General features: G+C 70.7%; 12 protein-coding genes. 7 read left to right on the forward strand and 5 right to left on the reverse strand.

Annotated elements, in window-relative coordinates; all coding sequences use genetic code 11:
- The first annotated feature begins 2 nt into the window (after window positions 1-2).
- Both thrC and Drose_RS02345 read left to right on the forward strand, forming a co-directional pair.
- Entirely contained in the window at window positions 3-1,271 is a 1,269-nt protein-coding gene (gene thrC, locus Drose_RS02340; RefSeq protein WP_260726531.1) for a threonine synthase, read from the forward strand.
- 358 nt (window positions 1,272-1,629) lie between these two features.
- Window positions 1,630-2,637 (forward strand): GNAT family N-acetyltransferase, encoded by a 1,008-nt coding sequence (locus tag Drose_RS02345; protein WP_260726532.1) that lies wholly within the window; start codon window positions 1,630-1,632, stop codon window positions 2,635-2,637.
- On the opposite strand, the gene Drose_RS02350 is transcribed toward Drose_RS02345, so the two are convergent.
- Entirely contained in the window at window positions 2,626-3,135 is a 510-nt protein-coding gene (locus Drose_RS02350; protein WP_260726533.1) for a winged helix-turn-helix domain-containing protein, read from the reverse strand. The two genes, Drose_RS02345 and Drose_RS02350, sit on opposite strands and share 12 nt — an antisense overlap.
- Window positions 3,136-3,320: 185 nt before the next feature.
- On the opposite strand from Drose_RS02350, the gene paaN reads away from it, so the two are divergent.
- The 3 genes from paaN (at window position 3,321) to groL (ending at window position 7,688) form a co-directional block, all read left to right on the forward strand.
- On the forward strand, window positions 3,321-4,991 hold the full coding sequence (paaN, locus tag Drose_RS02355; protein ID WP_260726534.1) for a phenylacetic acid degradation protein PaaN: 1,671 nt from the start codon (window positions 3,321-3,323) through the stop codon (window positions 4,989-4,991).
- Window positions 4,992-5,351: 360 nt separating this feature from the next.
- Complete coding sequence (locus Drose_RS02360; protein WP_260726535.1) at window positions 5,352-5,555, forward strand: cold-shock protein; 204 nt, start codon at window positions 5,352-5,354, stop codon at window positions 5,553-5,555.
- Window positions 5,556-6,065: 510 nt separating this feature from the next.
- Complete coding sequence (groL, locus tag Drose_RS02365) at window positions 6,066-7,688, forward strand: chaperonin GroEL (RefSeq protein WP_260726536.1); 1,623 nt, start codon at window positions 6,066-6,068, stop codon at window positions 7,686-7,688.
- Between the two features lie 202 nt (window positions 7,689-7,890).
- On the opposite strand, the gene Drose_RS02370 is transcribed toward groL, so the two are convergent.
- Window positions 7,891-8,976: a dipeptidase gene (locus tag Drose_RS02370; protein ID WP_260726537.1), complete on the reverse strand. Its 1,086-nt coding sequence runs from the start codon at window positions 8,974-8,976 to the stop codon at window positions 7,891-7,893.
- A gap of 92 nt (window positions 8,977-9,068) precedes the next feature.
- Here Drose_RS02370 and Drose_RS02375 point away from each other — a divergent pair, with 92 nt between their 5' ends.
- The gene (locus Drose_RS02375) at window positions 9,069-9,311 is read left to right on the forward strand and encodes a hypothetical protein (protein WP_260726538.1); all 243 of its coding nucleotides are present in this window, start codon (window positions 9,069-9,071) and stop codon (window positions 9,309-9,311) included.
- A gap of 102 nt (window positions 9,312-9,413) precedes the next feature.
- On the opposite strand, the gene Drose_RS02380 is transcribed toward Drose_RS02375, so the two are convergent.
- Window positions 9,414-10,271 (reverse strand): GNAT family N-acetyltransferase, encoded by an 858-nt coding sequence (locus Drose_RS02380; protein WP_260726539.1) that lies wholly within the window; start codon window positions 10,269-10,271, stop codon window positions 9,414-9,416.
- Window positions 10,272-10,331: 60 nt separating this feature from the next.
- A complete protein-coding gene (locus Drose_RS02385) occupies window positions 10,332-12,677 on the reverse strand; it encodes a S8 family serine peptidase (protein ID WP_260726540.1) in 2,346 nt (781 codons plus the stop codon).
- A 75-nt stretch (window positions 12,678-12,752) separates the two neighbouring features.
- Here Drose_RS02385 and Drose_RS02390 point away from each other — a divergent pair, with 75 nt between their 5' ends.
- On the forward strand, window positions 12,753-14,318 hold the full coding sequence (locus tag Drose_RS02390; RefSeq protein ID WP_260726541.1) for a phytoene desaturase family protein: 1,566 nt from the start codon (window positions 12,753-12,755) through the stop codon (window positions 14,316-14,318).
- Here the strand turns inward: Drose_RS02390 and Drose_RS02395 are convergent.
- Window positions 14,309-14,755 (reverse strand): SRPBCC family protein, encoded by a 447-nt coding sequence (locus tag Drose_RS02395; RefSeq protein ID WP_260726542.1) that lies wholly within the window; start codon window positions 14,753-14,755, stop codon window positions 14,309-14,311. The two genes, Drose_RS02390 and Drose_RS02395, sit on opposite strands and share 10 nt — an antisense overlap.
- Window positions 14,756-14,761: the final 6 nt, after the last annotated feature.

Here is a 14,761-nt window from a genome sequence, read left to right on the forward strand (position 1 = left end):
CGATGACCTCGACGCTCAGCGTCTTCACCGACTCACCCGCCCGCCACCTCGTCTGCCGTGGCTGTGGAGCCACGTTCGAGCTCGCCGCGCAGCACGCCTGTTACGAGTGTTTCGGCCCCCTCGAGGTGGGTTACGACGCCGAGGCGCTCGCCAAGGTCACGCGCGAGCAGATCGAGGCCGGACCCAAGAACATCTGGCGCTATGCGGCGCTGCTGCCGGTCGGCACCGACCCGGCGACCCGCGTGACGCTCGACCCGGGCTTCACCCCGCTGGTCAAGGCCGACGTGCTCGGCGCCGAGCTGGGCTTCACGGCGCCGCTGTGGGTCAAGGACGACTCGGCCAACCCGACGCACTCGTTCAAGGACCGGGTCGTCTCCGTCGCGTTGACCGCGGCCAAGGCGCTCGGCTTCACCCGCTTCTCCTGCGCGTCCACGGGCAACCTGGCCAACTCGGTCGCGGCGCACGCGGCCCGCGCCGGCGTTCCGTCGACCGTGTTCATCCCGGCCGACCTCGAGCCGGGCAAAGTACTCATGACCGCCGTGTACGGCGGTGACGTGGTCGCGATCGAAGGCTCCTACGACGAGGTCAACCGGCTCTGCTCGGAGCTCACCGAGACCGACGAGTTCGAGAGCACGGCGTTCGTCAACGTCAACGTCCGGCCGTTCTACGCCGAGGGCTCCAAGACGCTGGGCTACGAGGTGGCCGAGCAGCTCGGCTGGCGGATCCCGGCCCAGGTCGTCATCCCGATGGCCAGCGGCGAGCTGCTGACCAAGGTCGACAAGGCGTTCACCGAGCTGGTCGAGATCGGCCTGGTCCCGCCGACCGAGTGGAAGGTCTTCGGCGCCCAGTCGGCGGGCTGCAACCCGATCGCGACGGCCCTGCACAAGGGCACCGACGAGATCGTCCCGGTCAAGCCGACGGGCATCGCCAAGTCGCTCAACATCGGCGACCCGGCGGCGGGCCTCTACGCGCTGGAGTCGGTGCGGCGCACCGGCGGCTGGATGGAGTACGTCGACGACGACGAGATCCGCGCCGGCATCCAGTTGCTGGCCCGCACGACGGGCGTGTTCGCCGAGACCGCCGGCGGGGTCACCACCGCGGTGCTGAAGAAGCTCGTGGAGACCGGCAAGCTCGACCCGGCCGCTGAGACGGTCGTGTTCAACACCGGCGACGGACTCAAGACCCTCGACGCCGTCGCCGACCGCGTGGGTTTCACGCACCGGGTCAAGCCGTCGCTGAAGTCGGCCCGCGAGGCCGGTCTGCTGGGATGATTTTCGGCCCCTCCTTCAGGGGTGGTGTGATTACGCCGGGTCACAGCGGGGAGAGCGCTTCCACGCTTGGACGAGGGCGCTCTCGTCCGATTGGGGGAGGAGTTCACGACGCAGCGTGATCACCCTCGCGCCGTACGTCGTGGCACCCCTCCCCGGGGGACTTGACGTCACTTGGCGTGCGAGCCAGGATGCTCGGTGCGGGAGGACGTGTCGCCGCGAGGCTCGGGCCCTTCAGGTTCAAGCCCGCGACCACAACACCGGAGGTGTTGGCGAGCGTCCTCTCGACCATTTCCGGCGCAGGTCCCCGTCGGCCGAAAAATTGTTGCCGTTCATCGGCCGGTCGGCCACCCTGGGCCGCATGACGCAGGAGTATTCCTCGATCAAGATCGTCGAACTGCGCGCCGATGACCCGGCGGCGGTCGACGCGGCGTATCGCATCGTCAACGAGGTCCCGATCGCTCACGTTCCCGACCTGCCACCGTATTGCCGGTATGAGCACGACATGCGCCTGCGCGTGCCGATGCCGGACAGCGAGCGGCACACGTTCCTCGCGTACCGCGACGGGGAGGTGGCCGGCTCGGTCCAGGCCGACCTGCCGTGCCGCGACAATCTCGACAAGGCGCACTTCGACATCCTCGTGCTGCCCGAGGCGTGCCGGCAGGGCGTCGGGCGGGCGCTGTTCGAGCACGCCGCGGCCTTCGCGCGCGGCAAGGGCCGCACCTCCGCGCTGGGCTTCAGCCCGTTCGGCGCGGAGGGCTTCGCGCGGTCGATCGGGTTCGAGCCGAAGCTGACCGACGCCCGCCGCCGGCTCGACCTGTCGACCGTCGACGAGGCCGAGTTCGACCGGCTGCTCGCCGAGGGCCTGCCGAAGGCCACCGGGTACTCCCTCGTGCGCTGGTGCAACGTCCCGCCGGAGGAACTGATCGAGGACGTGGCGGCGCTGGACAGTTCGTTCCTCGACGAGACGCCGATGGGTGACCTCGACTATGAGGCGGAGAAGGTCGACGCCGATCAGTTCCGGGTGAAGTCCGAGACGCGGGCGCGGTACGGCAGCCGCACCTACCACACCGGCATCCTCCACGACGCGAGCGGCCGGCTCGTCACCTGGAGCGCCCTGCGAGTGGCGAAGACGATCGACTGGCACGCTTGGCAACTGATCACGCTCGTACATCCGAAGCATCGCGGTCATCGGCTCGGCGTGATCTCGAAGATCGAGAATCTGCGATACATGCGCGCGAACGAACCGTCGGTGCGGATCATCGACACGTTCAACGCCGAGGTCAACTCGCACATGATCGCCATCAACGAGGCGATGGGCTTCCGCTTCCGCGAGCGGTGGGCAAACTGGCAGGGCTCAATCGCGTGAGGGGTCCTCGTAGAGCGCGAGGAAGATCGAATACGGCCGGCCGGGGCCACCGCGGCCCCGCGCCGCGTATTCGTCCATCAGCTCGGTGAACCGGTCCCGCAACTCCTGCCACTCCTCCTCGCTGAGGCGCAGCCCCAGCCGGGCGAAGTTGGCCGACCGGTCGCCGAGCAGCGCCAACTCCTCCTGAAACGCCTGGAGGATCGCCTGGCTCGGTTCCTTCGCCTCGCCGACGCTGAGCTCCCACGACTTGCCCGTCGACAGGTAGGGCACCTCGCGTGACCCGCGCGGCCCGCGGCGCGCATCCTGCGGCACGAGGAACCCCGTCGAGACCAGCGTGCGCACGTGGTGCAGCGTGGTCGCCGGGTTGAGGTCGAGCCGCTCCGCGATCTCCTTGTTGGTCAGCGCCCGGTCCAGGCACATCCGGATGATGCGGATCCTCGTCGAAGAGGCGAGTGCCTTCGCCTCCGCCTCGGTCGCCGGCCGCCGGTCTGTGCCCACGGCGTCATCTTACCGATTGACTTTTCCCAATCAGCTCGTGACAGTGGGCTGCTGTCACCACTCCGCGGGCACGGAGGTGGTGGCGAAATAGCCGGTCTCGCGGTTGTGGGTGATGCTGCCGTTTCCAGTCACGGAAGCTCGACGCAACCGCGAGGCCGGCGCTCCGGCGGTGGCAGGATGGCGGCATGAAGAACTCACACCCCATGTTCACCAGCCACGCCGACACGCTGGAGCGGGCGCTGACCGCGATCGCCGAGCGTTCGTACTGGTCGGCCTACCCGGAGTCGCCGAGCCCCCGTGTCTACGGCGAGCACGCCGCCGCCGAGGGCGAGGCCGCCTTCCGCGCGTATCTCGGCAACGACTTTCCCCTCAAGGACCAGCCGGCCATCACCGACTGGGTCGCGACCGAGCGTTCGCCGTTCGGGATCGGCCTCGACGTGCGCTATCCGCACCTCGACCTGTCCTTCCTGGACGCCATGGCCGCCGCCATGCCCTCGTGGCGGGCCGCCGGGCCGCAGACCCGTGCCGGGGTCTGCCTGGAGATCCTCACCCGGCTGCACGCCGCCTCCTTCGAACTCGCCAACGCCGTGCACGCCACCACCGGCCAGGCGTTCGTCATGGCCTTCCAGGCCGGCGCGGCGCACGCCTTCGACCGGGCGCTGGAGGCCATCGCCTACGCGTACCGGGAGATGACCCGCACCCCGGCCACCGCCGACTGGGAGAAGCCCGCCGGCAAGGGCCAGACGCTGCACATGACCAAGACCTTCCACATCGTGCCGCGCGGCATCGCCCTGGTCGTCGGCTGCAACACCTTCCCGACCTGGAACTCGTATCCGGGCTTCTTCGCCTCGCTCGCCACCGGCAACCCGGTTGTCGTCAAGCCGCACCCGCGCGCCGTGCTGCCGCTCGCCATCACCGTGAAGATCGCCCGCGAGGTGCTGGCCGACGCCGGCTTCGACCCCAACCTCGTGGTCCTCGCTCCCGAGGCGCCCGGTGAGGGGCTCGCCAAGACGCTCGCGCTGCGGCCCGAGGTCCGCATCATCGACTTCACCGGATCGACCGAGTTCGGCGACTGGCTGGAGGCCAACGCCCGGCAGGCCGCCGTCTACACCGAGAAGGCCGGCGTGAACACCGTCGTGGTCGACTCGACGGACGACTTCGCGGGGATGTGCCGCAACATCGGCTTCTCACTGGTGCTGTACTCCGGGCAGATGTGCACCACGCCGCAGAACATCCTCGTCCCCGTCGGCGGCATCGCGACGGACGAGGGCCACAAGAGCTTCGACGAGGTCGCCGGGGGCATCGCGGCCGCCGTGGGGAAACTGACCGCCGACCCGGCACGCGGCGTCGAACTCACCGGCGCCATCGTCAACGACGGCGTGCTGCGGCGGCTCGAGAAAGCGACCACGGTCGGCGAGCCGGTGCTCGAATCATCAGACGTTTCCCATCCGTTGTACGAGGGTGCGACCGTGCGGACGCCGCTCATCCGGAAACTGGGCGCGGACGACGCCGAGACGTATGGCAGCGAGTGGTTCGGGCCCATTTCGTTCGTTGTAGCCGTCGATTCCACTGCGAGCAGTTTGCGGATCTTCGCGGACACCGTCGACCGGAAGGGCGCATTGACCGCTTCGGTCTATTCCACTTCCCCGGATGTGCTCGACGCGATGGAAGAGGCGGCGCTGCTTGCCGGTGTGCATTTGTCAGTCAACTTGACCGGCGGCGTCTTCGTGAACCAGTCGGCGGCCTTTTCCGACTTCCACGCCACCGGCGCCAATCCGGCGGCCAATGCCGCGCTCACCGACGGTGCGTACGTGGCGAACCGGTTCCGGGTGGTCCAGTCCCGCCGGCACGTCTAGCGCCTGTTTCGTAGCTGAGGCCGGGCGGCGGCGGGCCCAAACGCCCGCTGGCCGCCTCGCCTCGACCCCGGCTACGGAACGGCCGCCAGCCGCCAACATGTAGTCGCCGGGCGATGTTTGACTCTGCAAGGAAAGCTGCGGAGAAGGCATGCTCGGTGACCTTTTCTTTCTGCATGATTCGTGACCTTGCTGTCCGATTTGGGCCTGTCGGGGGCTGGTAGAACTCGTGTACCGTGCGTTTCGGTCGTCGTTCCTTCGCCGGTTCCACCCCCGGAGCCGGCGTCATCGGTCGAAGACCCGTCGGCTGGTCTCCACCGCCAGCCGAGTGACGCAGAAGGATCGAAGCAGAGGAAGTGCACCGTGGCACAGGGCACCGTCAAGTGGTTCAACGCCGAGAAGGGCTATGGCTTCATCGCGGTCGACGGCGGACAGGACGTTTTCGTCCACTTCTCCGCGATCGAGATGGACGGCTACAAGTCCCTCGAAGACGGACAGCGCGTCGAGTTCGAGATCGCGCAGGGTCAGAAGGGCCCGCAGGCGGAGAAGGTTCGACTTCTGGCCTGACAACGTCCCGCTTACCCCGCCGGGGCACCGTCCTCATCGAGGAGGAACGGTGCCCTGCGTCTTTTCGGTGACCCTTGTTCACGGCTGTGATCGCTGGTCGACCGCGGCGGCTCTCCGTGCCCTGGCCACTGCCCTGGCCGCCTCAACCGGCCAAGTCAACCGACCAAGTCAACCGGCCACGGTCAACCGGTCACGGTGCGGTGGGTGTCCGGCACCGCGGACCGCGGCCGACCCGGTGCGGGCCGGGCCACCTCGACCGTCACCCGGGCTTTGCTTGCACTCGCCCGGGCAGAGTGCTAAACAAGGTGTTGGCACTCGCAACAGGTGAGTGCCAATGGTCGGGGCGGTGCAGTCCTCCGGCGCGCAAGCGTCGAGAGGCTGGTCGTCGCGGGCTATTCCGGCCCGACCGCCGAGGATCCGCTGGGTTCTCGAAGGTGCGAAAGCAGGCGGTGAGCCGCCGGCCCCACGTGGGTCGAGGCGAATCGTGAGTGTCCAGGAGGACAACGCCGAATGGCCAAGATTATCGCGTTCGACGAGGAAGCGCGCCGCGGCCTCGAGCGGGGGATGAACACCCTTGCCGACGCTGTCAAGGTGACGCTGGGCCCGAAGGGCCGCAACGTCGTCCTCGAGAAGAAGTGGGGCGCGCCCACCATCACCAACGATGGTGTGAGCATCGCCAAGGAGATCGAGCTCGAGGACCCCTACGAGAAGATCGGCGCCGAGCTGGTCAAGGAGGTCGCCAAGAAGACTGACGACGTTGCCGGTGACGGCACGACGACGGCGACCGTCCTCGCCCAGGCGCTGGTGCGCGAAGGCCTGCGCAACGTCGCGGCCGGCGCCAACCCGATGGCCCTGAAGCGCGGCATCGAGGCGGCTGTCTCGTCCGTCGCCGACGAGCTCGCCAACCTCGCCAAGGACGTCGAGACCAAGGAGCAGATCGCCTCCACGGCCTCGATCTCCGCCGGTGACACCACGGTCGGCGAGATCATCGCCGAGGCGATGGACAAGGTCGGCAAGGAAGGCGTCATCACCGTCGAGGAGAGCAACACCTTCGGCCTCGAGCTCGAGCTCACCGAGGGCATGCGCTTCGACAAGGGCTACATCTCGCCGTACTTCGTGACCGACACGGACCGGATGGAGGCCGTCCTCGACGACCCCTACATCCTGATCGTCGAGTCGAAGATCGCTGCGGTGAAGGACCTCCTCCCGGTGCTGGAGAAGGTCATGCAGTCGGGCAAGCCGCTGGCCATCATCGCCGAGGACGTCGAGGCCGAGGCCCTGGCGACCCTGGTGGTCAACAAGATCCGCGGCACGTTCCGTTCGGTCGCCGTCAAGGCGCCCGGCTTCGGTGACCGCCGCAAGGCCATGCTGACCGACATCGCGATCCTGACCGGCGGCCAGGTCATCAGCGAGACCGTCGGCCTCAAGCTGGAGAACGCCGACCTGAGCCTGCTCGGCCGCGCTCGCAAGGTGGTCGTCACCAAGGACGAGACCACGATCGTCGACGGTGCCGGTGACGCCGACGCCATCAACGGCCGCGTCGCGCAGATCCGCGGCGAGATCGAGAAGAGCGACAGCGACTACGACCGCGAGAAGCTGCAGGAGCGCCTGGCCAAGCTGGCCGGCGGTGTTGCGGTCATCAAGGTCGGTGCCGCGACCGAGGTCGAGCTCAAGGAGCGCAAGCACCGCATCGAGGACGCCGTTCGCAACGCGAAGGCGGCCGTCGAGGAGGGCATCGTCCCCGGTGGCGGCGTCGCGCTGGTGCAGGCCGGCAAGACCGCGTTCGACAAGCTCGACCTGGTCGGCGACGAGGCGACCGGTGCGCAGATCGTCAAGGTCGCGCTCGACGCCCCGCTGCGCCAGATCGCCGTCAACGCGGGCCTCGAGGGTGGCGTCGTTGTCGAGCGGGTCCGCAACCTGGAGGCCGGTCACGGTCTCAACGCGGCGACCGGCGAATACGTCAACCTGCTGGCCGAGGGCATCATCGACCCGGCCAAGGTGACTCGCTCCGCGCTGCAGAACGCCGCCTCGATCGCGGCGCTCTTCCTCACCACCGAGGCTGTGGTGGCGGACAAGCCGGAGAAGGAGAAGGCCCCGGCGGGTGCGCCCGGCGGCGGCGACATGGACTTCTGAGTCCATCTTCGCAACAGAGCGGGCCAGGCACCGGCGCGGTGTCTGGCCCGTTTCTTTTGGTTCTTCATGGCTCGGGTCCGTGCAACGCACGACCGTCGCTCCCGCCAGGCAACGGCGGATGGCCCGCTGCGCGGGCCGGACGCCTGCCGTCGCCGTCGTGCCAAGGGCCCGCGGCCTGCGGCCGCGACAGGCGCGGCGCCGCTCAGCCGCAGGTGTCGCGCAGGATCCGCAGGGTGTTGTCCCAGCCGAGTTTCCGCAGGTCCGTCTCGGACCAGCCGCGGGAGCGCAGCTCCTCGAACAGTCGCGGATAGGCGGAGACGTCGGGCAGGCCGTCCGGCAGCACCTCGGTGCCGTCGAAGTCACCGCCCAGGCCGATGGCGTCGACCCCGGCGACCTCGCGGATGTGCTCGACGTGGTCGGCGACGTCGCGGACTCCGGAGGGCGGGCAGGGGTTGGCGGTGATCCAGGCGAGGTGTTCCCGGTGGAACTCGGGTGTGCCCCACTCGGCCTCGATCGAGTCCTCGACGCGGTACAGCTCGTCGCCCCACTGCCGGCACGGCTCGTTGAGGAAGAACGGCACGAACGCCACCATGACCACGCCGTTGCTGTCGCGGACCCGTTCGAGCACGTCGTCGGGGACGTTGCGCGGATGGTCGCAGAGCGCCCGGGCCGAGGAGTGCGAGAAGAACGCCGGCGCGGTCGAGGTGTCCAGAGCGGCGTGCATGGTGCTCGGCGCCACGTGGGAGAGGTCGACGAGCATGCCGAGGTGGTTGAGCTCGCGGACCACCTCGTGCCCGAACGGCGACAGCCCGCCGACGGCCGGCTCGTCGGTCGCACTGTCCGCCCATGCCGTGTTCCGGGTGTGGGTGAGCGTGAGGTACCGCACACCGAGCCGGTGCAGCGCCCGCAGTACCGCCAGCGAATTGTCCAGGCAGTGACCGCCCTCGGCGCCGAGCAGCGAGGCGATCCGGCCGGACGCGGCGATCCGCTCGACGTCGTCGGCGCAGGTCGCGATGGCGAGGTCGGCGGGGTGCCGGGCCACCATGCGCCGGACCAGGTCGACCTGCTCCAGCACCTGGACGGTGGCCTTGGACTCGGCCCGGTCGCAGGGCACGTAGACCGACCAGAACTGCGCTCCGACCGCGCCCTTGCGCAGCCGGGGCAGGTCCGTGTGCAGGCCCTCCGAGCTCAGGTCCGAGCCGAGGTCGAGGTGCTCATGGGGGTCGTGGACCCGAAGTCGCCACGGAAGGTCGTTGTGTCCGTCGATGACCGGAACGACAATGCTCATGGGTAGACCTTAAGGCGACCCGATATGCGCGTTTTGCCGCCATGATGCGAAGCGTCCTCATATGGTGAACTCGGCCAACGTGAGGGGGAGCCATGGGCAAGGCAAAGAAGAACAGCAACTTCGACAGCCGGGCCAGCCGCGGCATCAGCCGGAGCGACGACGATTTCGGCCACCCGGACGACGACCGTTCCGGCGACATGACGATCTCGCCCGACATGATCGGGTCCGGCGAGTCGACGAACGCCAACACGGCGACCATGCGGGCCAAGACCAAGATGCAGCAGGACCAGCAGACCTCGTTGCAGGACAAGCGGGGCAACCTGCCGGACCGGTAGCGAGCGGCGTCGACGCCCGCGAGCTGACGGGGGATCCCGGGTGTCGGCGGCATGTGTGCGGGACGGGCGATCGTGGCGAACCCACGGCCCGTCCCGCATGCGTCACAGCGACTTGGTGTAGATCCAGAAGATCCGTTCGATGCGTGCCGCGATCGTCTTCGAGTAGAAGCCGATCGGCCCGACCCAGCCGATCTGCGCCGTTTCCAGCCCGGCGGCGTGCTGGTCGGCCAGGCAACGCCGCAGCAGCACCCGCCCGACGCCGAGCCCTTCGGCGGCTGGCGCGGTCCCCATCGGGCCGAACCAGCTCGGCCGGTTGGCGCCGTACGCGGCGAACCCGAGGATCTCGCCGTCCCGCACCGCGACGTAGCAGCCGGCGCCGGCGCGGCCGATCGACTGCCCGACCTCCCACGCCCACCCGTCGCCCCAGATGCCGCGCACCCACTCGGTCGTGTCGACCCCGGCGGGCAGCACCTTGACCCCGGCCGCGGTCACCGGCTCGGCGCCCTGGCCGGCGGTCCGCAGGTCGGCGGTCATGTTCGAGGCGGTGGCGCCGACCTGGTACCCGGCGCGGAGGGCCAGGCAGATCGCGGGCGTGTACCGGACGTCGATGCCCGGCCACGCGTAACACGGCGGGTTTCCACCCAGCCGCACCTGCTCGGCGCCGAGCCCCGCGAGCCGCTGCTCGGCCGCGACGAGCAGGGCGCGGCCGATCCCGCGCCGCCGGTGTCCCGGCCGGACGGCCAGCAGCTCGACGTGCCCGAGTTTGGGGTCCTTGTCGCTGATCGACCCGAAGACGACCCCGGCGCCGTCGCCGGTGGTGAGCCGGAAGCCCCGCCGCCCGGCCGGCGGCCTGCTCAGCCGCTCGACGATGGCGGCCGCCTCGCCGGCGTCCTCGGGCAGGTCGAGGGCTTCCGCGCAGATCGCGCTCGCCCCGGCGACGTCCTCAAGCTCCACGATCATTTGGCGAACATACCTAACTATTGCACTGGTGCCCCGGCGGCTCCCTGGCTCAGGACCCCTTCACGGTCGCGGGCGGGGGGCGGCGGCTGTCACGGCGGCGAAGGCGTCGACCAGGCCGGCGCCCACCACGTCGGCCGGGGTGCCGCAGGACTCGCCGGACGGCTGGGCCGGTCGGGCCGTGCGCTCCAGGATGGACCGGGTCGCCTCGATGTCGCCGATCAGCGCCGGGTTGGCCGACCACATCAGCGCCACCACGCCCGCGACGTGCGGCGTGGCCATCGACGTGCCGCTCAGGTAACCGTAGCGGCCGCCCGGCAGCGCCGACAGGACATCGACGCCGGGGGCCATCAGGTCGGGCTTCGTCAGGCCGTCGGGGGTCGGGCCGCGGCTCGAGAACGACGCCACCTCGCTGACCCGGTCGACCGCGCCGATCGTGAACGTCGACGGATACAGGGACGGGGGATCGGTGATCGTCTCGCAGCGGGGGCCCGTGTTGCCGGCCGCGGCGACGAAGAAGATGCCGGCCGCGGCGAAAGCGTCGACGGCCGGGCGCAGCGACGGCAGGCCACAGCCCTCGACCGACGGGCAGCCCCAGGAGTTGGTGAGGACCTGCGGGGCGCGCTCCGGACGGCCGGCGTGCCAGGGGTCGGCGCCGGACGGGTATGGCGCCAGCATGAACTGTAGGCAGGTCAGGTAGTTGGCCATGCTGCCGAGGTTGCGCGGGAGGTTTTCGCAGGCGATCCACTGCGCGCCGGGCGCCACGCCCACTTTGGCGCCGACCGCGGTGGCGAGCGTGTGGGTGCCGTGGCCGTTGTTGTCCGTCGGGGTCGCGCCCCCACCGTACGGATTGAGCCACGAATCGTCGCCGCCGCGGAAGTTGCCGCGCAGCGCCGGGTGGGCGCCGTCGACGCCGGAGTCGGAGCTGCCGACCACGATGCCCTTGCCGGTGCCGAACCGCTGCCAGACCGCGTCGGCGCCGATGAGCGTGAGGTTCCACTGCGGTGACGCCGGCGCGTCGACCGTGCCGCGCATCGGCGGCGCAGGCGCGGGCAGCGGCCGCAGATGCGGGTTGAGCAGCACCTTGGCGACATCGGAGCGGCTCTCCAGCCACTGTCGCACGACTGGCCCGGCGTCCACCTCGACGCCGTTGACGAGGTAGAACGGGGTGAACTTCAGGCCCTTGTCGCGCAGCGCCTTGCGCAGCGGGGCCTGCGAGCGCTCGGCCGTGCCGACCAGTCGCTGGTACGTCTGCCGGATGCGCCCCGTGCGGTCGCCGACACCGCTCAATCCGCTCAGGTCGGCCTGCTCCTTCATGACGACGAACAGCCGCTCGCCGGCGAACCCGGGCTGGCCCACCGCCGTGTAGATCACCGCGCCGCCGATCGCCACCACCGCGGCGGTGACCCCGGCGGCCCAGGCGTGCCACCGCGCCCGGCGCAGCGCCACCAGCGTCACGACGGCGACGAGCAGCGCCACCCCCAGGGTCGCGACCGCGCCGACCAGCCCCCAGAACAGCTCGTCGCGCAGGCCGAGGATCAGCGACGTCTCGTCCGGGTCGATCATGCCCAGCGGCCCGAAGATCGCGGGGGTCAGCAGCGCCACGATCGACGGCCGCCCCTTGCGGTGCAACGCGGCCAGCGCGAACGCGACCGGCGGCACCGCCACCACCGCGAGGAGCTGCACGGCGGGCAGGCCGACGCCGGCGGTCAGCGCGGTGAGCCCGACCCCGATCGCCAGCCCGCCGACGATCGCGCCGGCCCAGTCGTCGCGGAAGTGCACGGCGATCGCGGCGATCGCCGACAGCGGCCGGGCCGCGAGCCAGCTCACCGCGAGCGCGGCGAGCAGCGCCAGCACGGTCTCCAGCCGGCCGCCGAACGAGCCGACCCACAGCCACGGCAGCAGCATGAGCAGCCCGACGGCCAGCGACAGCCAGAACAGCCAGCCGTCGGCGTGCTCGCGGCGCCCGGTGACGGCCCGGTGGGCGGCCGCGACGATCGCCGCGACGGTCGCGAGGACGGCGAGGTAGAGCTCATGGTAGGTGTTCGGGATCAGGCGAGCGGCGCCGAGCAGCCCGCCGAACAGCGTGAGGAGCAGCCACTGCCGCCCGGCGAGGCGGGCGAACCACATCCGCGACAGCAGGCTCAGCAGCAACGCGGGCACACCCGTCAACAGCGTGGTCAGCACGGCGCCGAGCAGCCAGAACGGCAGCGGCATCGACAGCCCGCTGATCACCAGCGTGTCGCCGACCAGCCAGAGCACCGCGTTGACCACGACGACGACGCCGACGGTCCACAACCCCACCAGGACGGTGAGCGCCACTGCCCAACCGCGGCTCGGCGGCCCGGACGGCTCAGAAGGCCCGGGCGGCCCGGGCGGCACCGGGAGGGGCGCGGAGTCCTCAGCCATGCCCGGACTCTACGACGCCGGTATGACATTCGCGGGGGAGCGTGAAGGTGGGGCCAGGGCGGGCAGACTGAGGGTATGACGGAGACGGTCGACGCAGTCGTCGTGGGTGCCGGTCACAACGGACTGGTCGCCGCCAACCTGCTCGCCGACGCGGGCTGGGACGTCGTGGTGCTGGAGGCCACCGAGCACGTGGGCGGCGCGGTCCGCTCCGGCGAGATCCTCCCGGGCTTCGTGAACGACCTGTGCAGCTCGTTCTATCCGCTCGGCGCCGCGTCGCCCGTGCTGCGGCACCTGGACCTCGAGTCACACGGCCTGCGATGGAGCCACGCCCCCGAGGTCGTCGCCCACCTCTTCCCCGACGGCCGCGCCGCGGTGCTCAGCCGGGAGCTGGACCTCACGGCGGCGTCGCTGGACGCCTTCGCACCCGGTGACGGCAGGCGTTTTCAGCGGTTGTACGGCGAATGGCGACGCATCGCGGACGACCTCGTCCCGTCGCTGCTGACCCCGTTTCCGCCGATCCGGTCGGGTGCCCGGCTCGCGGCCCGGGCCGGACTCGGGGGCGCGCTGCGGCTGGGCAGGCGGTTCCTGGTCCCGGCCCGGGCTTTGGGCGAGGAGCTGTTCCGAGGTGACGGCGGCCGGATGTTGCTCGTCGGCCTGGCCCTGCACACCGACCTCGCCCCGGACGACGCCGCGAGCGGGGGGTTCGGCTGGCTGCTGGCGATGCTCGGCCAGCAGCACGGCTTCCCGGTCCCCGTCGGCGGCGCGCAACAGCTCACGGACGCCCTGGTCCGCCGCTTCGACGGGGTCGTGCACCGCCGGGCGCTCGTCGACCGGGTGATCGTCGGAGGCGGCCGGGCGCTGGGTGTGCGCTGCGCCGACGGCCGCCTCTTCCGCGCCCGCCGGGCGGTGCTCGCCGACGTGCCGGCGCCCAGCCTGTACCGCGGCCTTGTCGATGCCGGTGACCTGCCACCCCGGCTGCTGGCGGATCTGGAGGGCTTCGGCTGGGACAACCCGACGCTGAAGATCGACTGGGCGCTGTCCGGGCCGGTCCCGTGGATCGCGCCGGAGGTCGGGCGGGCCGGCACCGTCCATCTGGGCGTCGAGCCGTACCGGTACGCGGCCGACCTCGCCCTCGGCCGGCCGCCGGAGGAGCCGTTCCTGCTCGTCGGGCAGATGACCACGGCGGATCCGACCCGATCGCCGGTGGGCACGGAGACGCTGTGGGCCTATACACACCTGCCGCGCGGTGTCCGGCCCGACGAGGTCGACGCCCAGGTGGGCCGGGTCGAGGACACGCTGCGCCGGCACGCGCCCGGCTTCGACGACCTGGTGCTGGAGCGGCACGTCGCCGGCCCCGCCGACCTGGAGGCGAAGAACCCGTCACTCGTCGACGGAGCGATCAACGGCGGCACCGCCAGCGCGTACCAACAACTCCTCTGGCGCCCGGTGACCGGACTCGGCCGGGCCGACACCCCGATCGACCGGCTGTTCCTGGCGAGCTCCAGCGCCCACCCGGGCGGCGGCGTGCACGGCGCGGCGGGCGCGAACGCGGCCCGCGCGGCCCTCGCGCGGCACCGCCCGCTGCTGGGTGACGTCTACGCCACCGGAGTGCGGGCCGCCATGCGGGCGATCTACCGCTGAACGGGGCGGTGCTCGGCCAGGTCGGCCAGGCGCCGCAGCGCCTCGGTGTTGCGGTAGTGCAGGACCAAGTCGCCGATCTTGTTCCGCACGCCGACCAGCGGCCCGTCGGTGAAGTGCTCCTGCATGGTCACCCTGGTCGCCGCTTCGTCGAGCGGGTCGAGCGTCATCCGCACGTAGCCCGCGCCGAACGGCCACAGATGCACCTTGAGCAGCAGCATCCGTCCCGGATCCCAGTCGACGGACTCGCTGCGGTCGTTGACCGACACCGGCCACGGGCCCGCCCTGTGATGCAGCCGGGTGCCCGGCTGCGGCCAGCCGGTGTCGACGTCGCGGACGTGTGCTGTGCCGACGACCCAGTCGCTGTAGGCCCAGCCGTCGGACAGGACCGTGTAGACCCGGTCGGCCGGCGCGCGGATGATGCGTTCGGTGATGGACACGACCCT

This window comes from Dactylosporangium roseum, from assembly GCF_025264685.1.
In the GTDB taxonomy this organism is placed as follows: Bacteria; Actinomycetota; Actinomycetes; order Mycobacteriales; family Micromonosporaceae; genus Dactylosporangium; species Dactylosporangium roseum.

Excerpts from the sequence above, each read along its gene's own strand:
- thrC (WP_260726531.1), top strand. The coding sequence starts at position 3 with ATGACCTCGACGCTCAGCGTCTTCACCGACTCACCCGCCCGCCACCTC.
- Drose_RS02345 (WP_260726532.1), top strand. The coding sequence starts at position 1,630 with ATGACGCAGGAGTATTCCTCGATCAAGATCGTCGAACTGCGCGCCGAT.
- paaN (WP_260726534.1), top strand. The coding sequence starts at position 3,321 with ATGAAGAACTCACACCCCATGTTCACCAGCCACGCCGACACGCTGGAG.
- groL (WP_260726536.1), top strand. The coding sequence starts at position 6,066 with ATGGCCAAGATTATCGCGTTCGACGAGGAAGCGCGCCGCGGCCTCGAG.
- Drose_RS02370 (WP_260726537.1), bottom strand. The coding sequence starts at position 8,976 with ATGAGCATTGTCGTTCCGGTCATCGACGGACACAACGACCTTCCGTGG.
- Drose_RS02375 (WP_260726538.1), top strand. The coding sequence starts at position 9,069 with ATGGGCAAGGCAAAGAAGAACAGCAACTTCGACAGCCGGGCCAGCCGC.
- Drose_RS02380 (WP_260726539.1), bottom strand. The coding sequence starts at position 10,271 with ATGATCGTGGAGCTTGAGGACGTCGCCGGGGCGAGCGCGATCTGCGCG.
- Drose_RS02385 (WP_260726540.1), bottom strand. The coding sequence starts at position 12,677 with ATGGCTGAGGACTCCGCGCCCCTCCCGGTGCCGCCCGGGCCGCCCGGG.
- Drose_RS02390 (WP_260726541.1), top strand. The coding sequence starts at position 12,753 with ATGACGGAGACGGTCGACGCAGTCGTCGTGGGTGCCGGTCACAACGGA.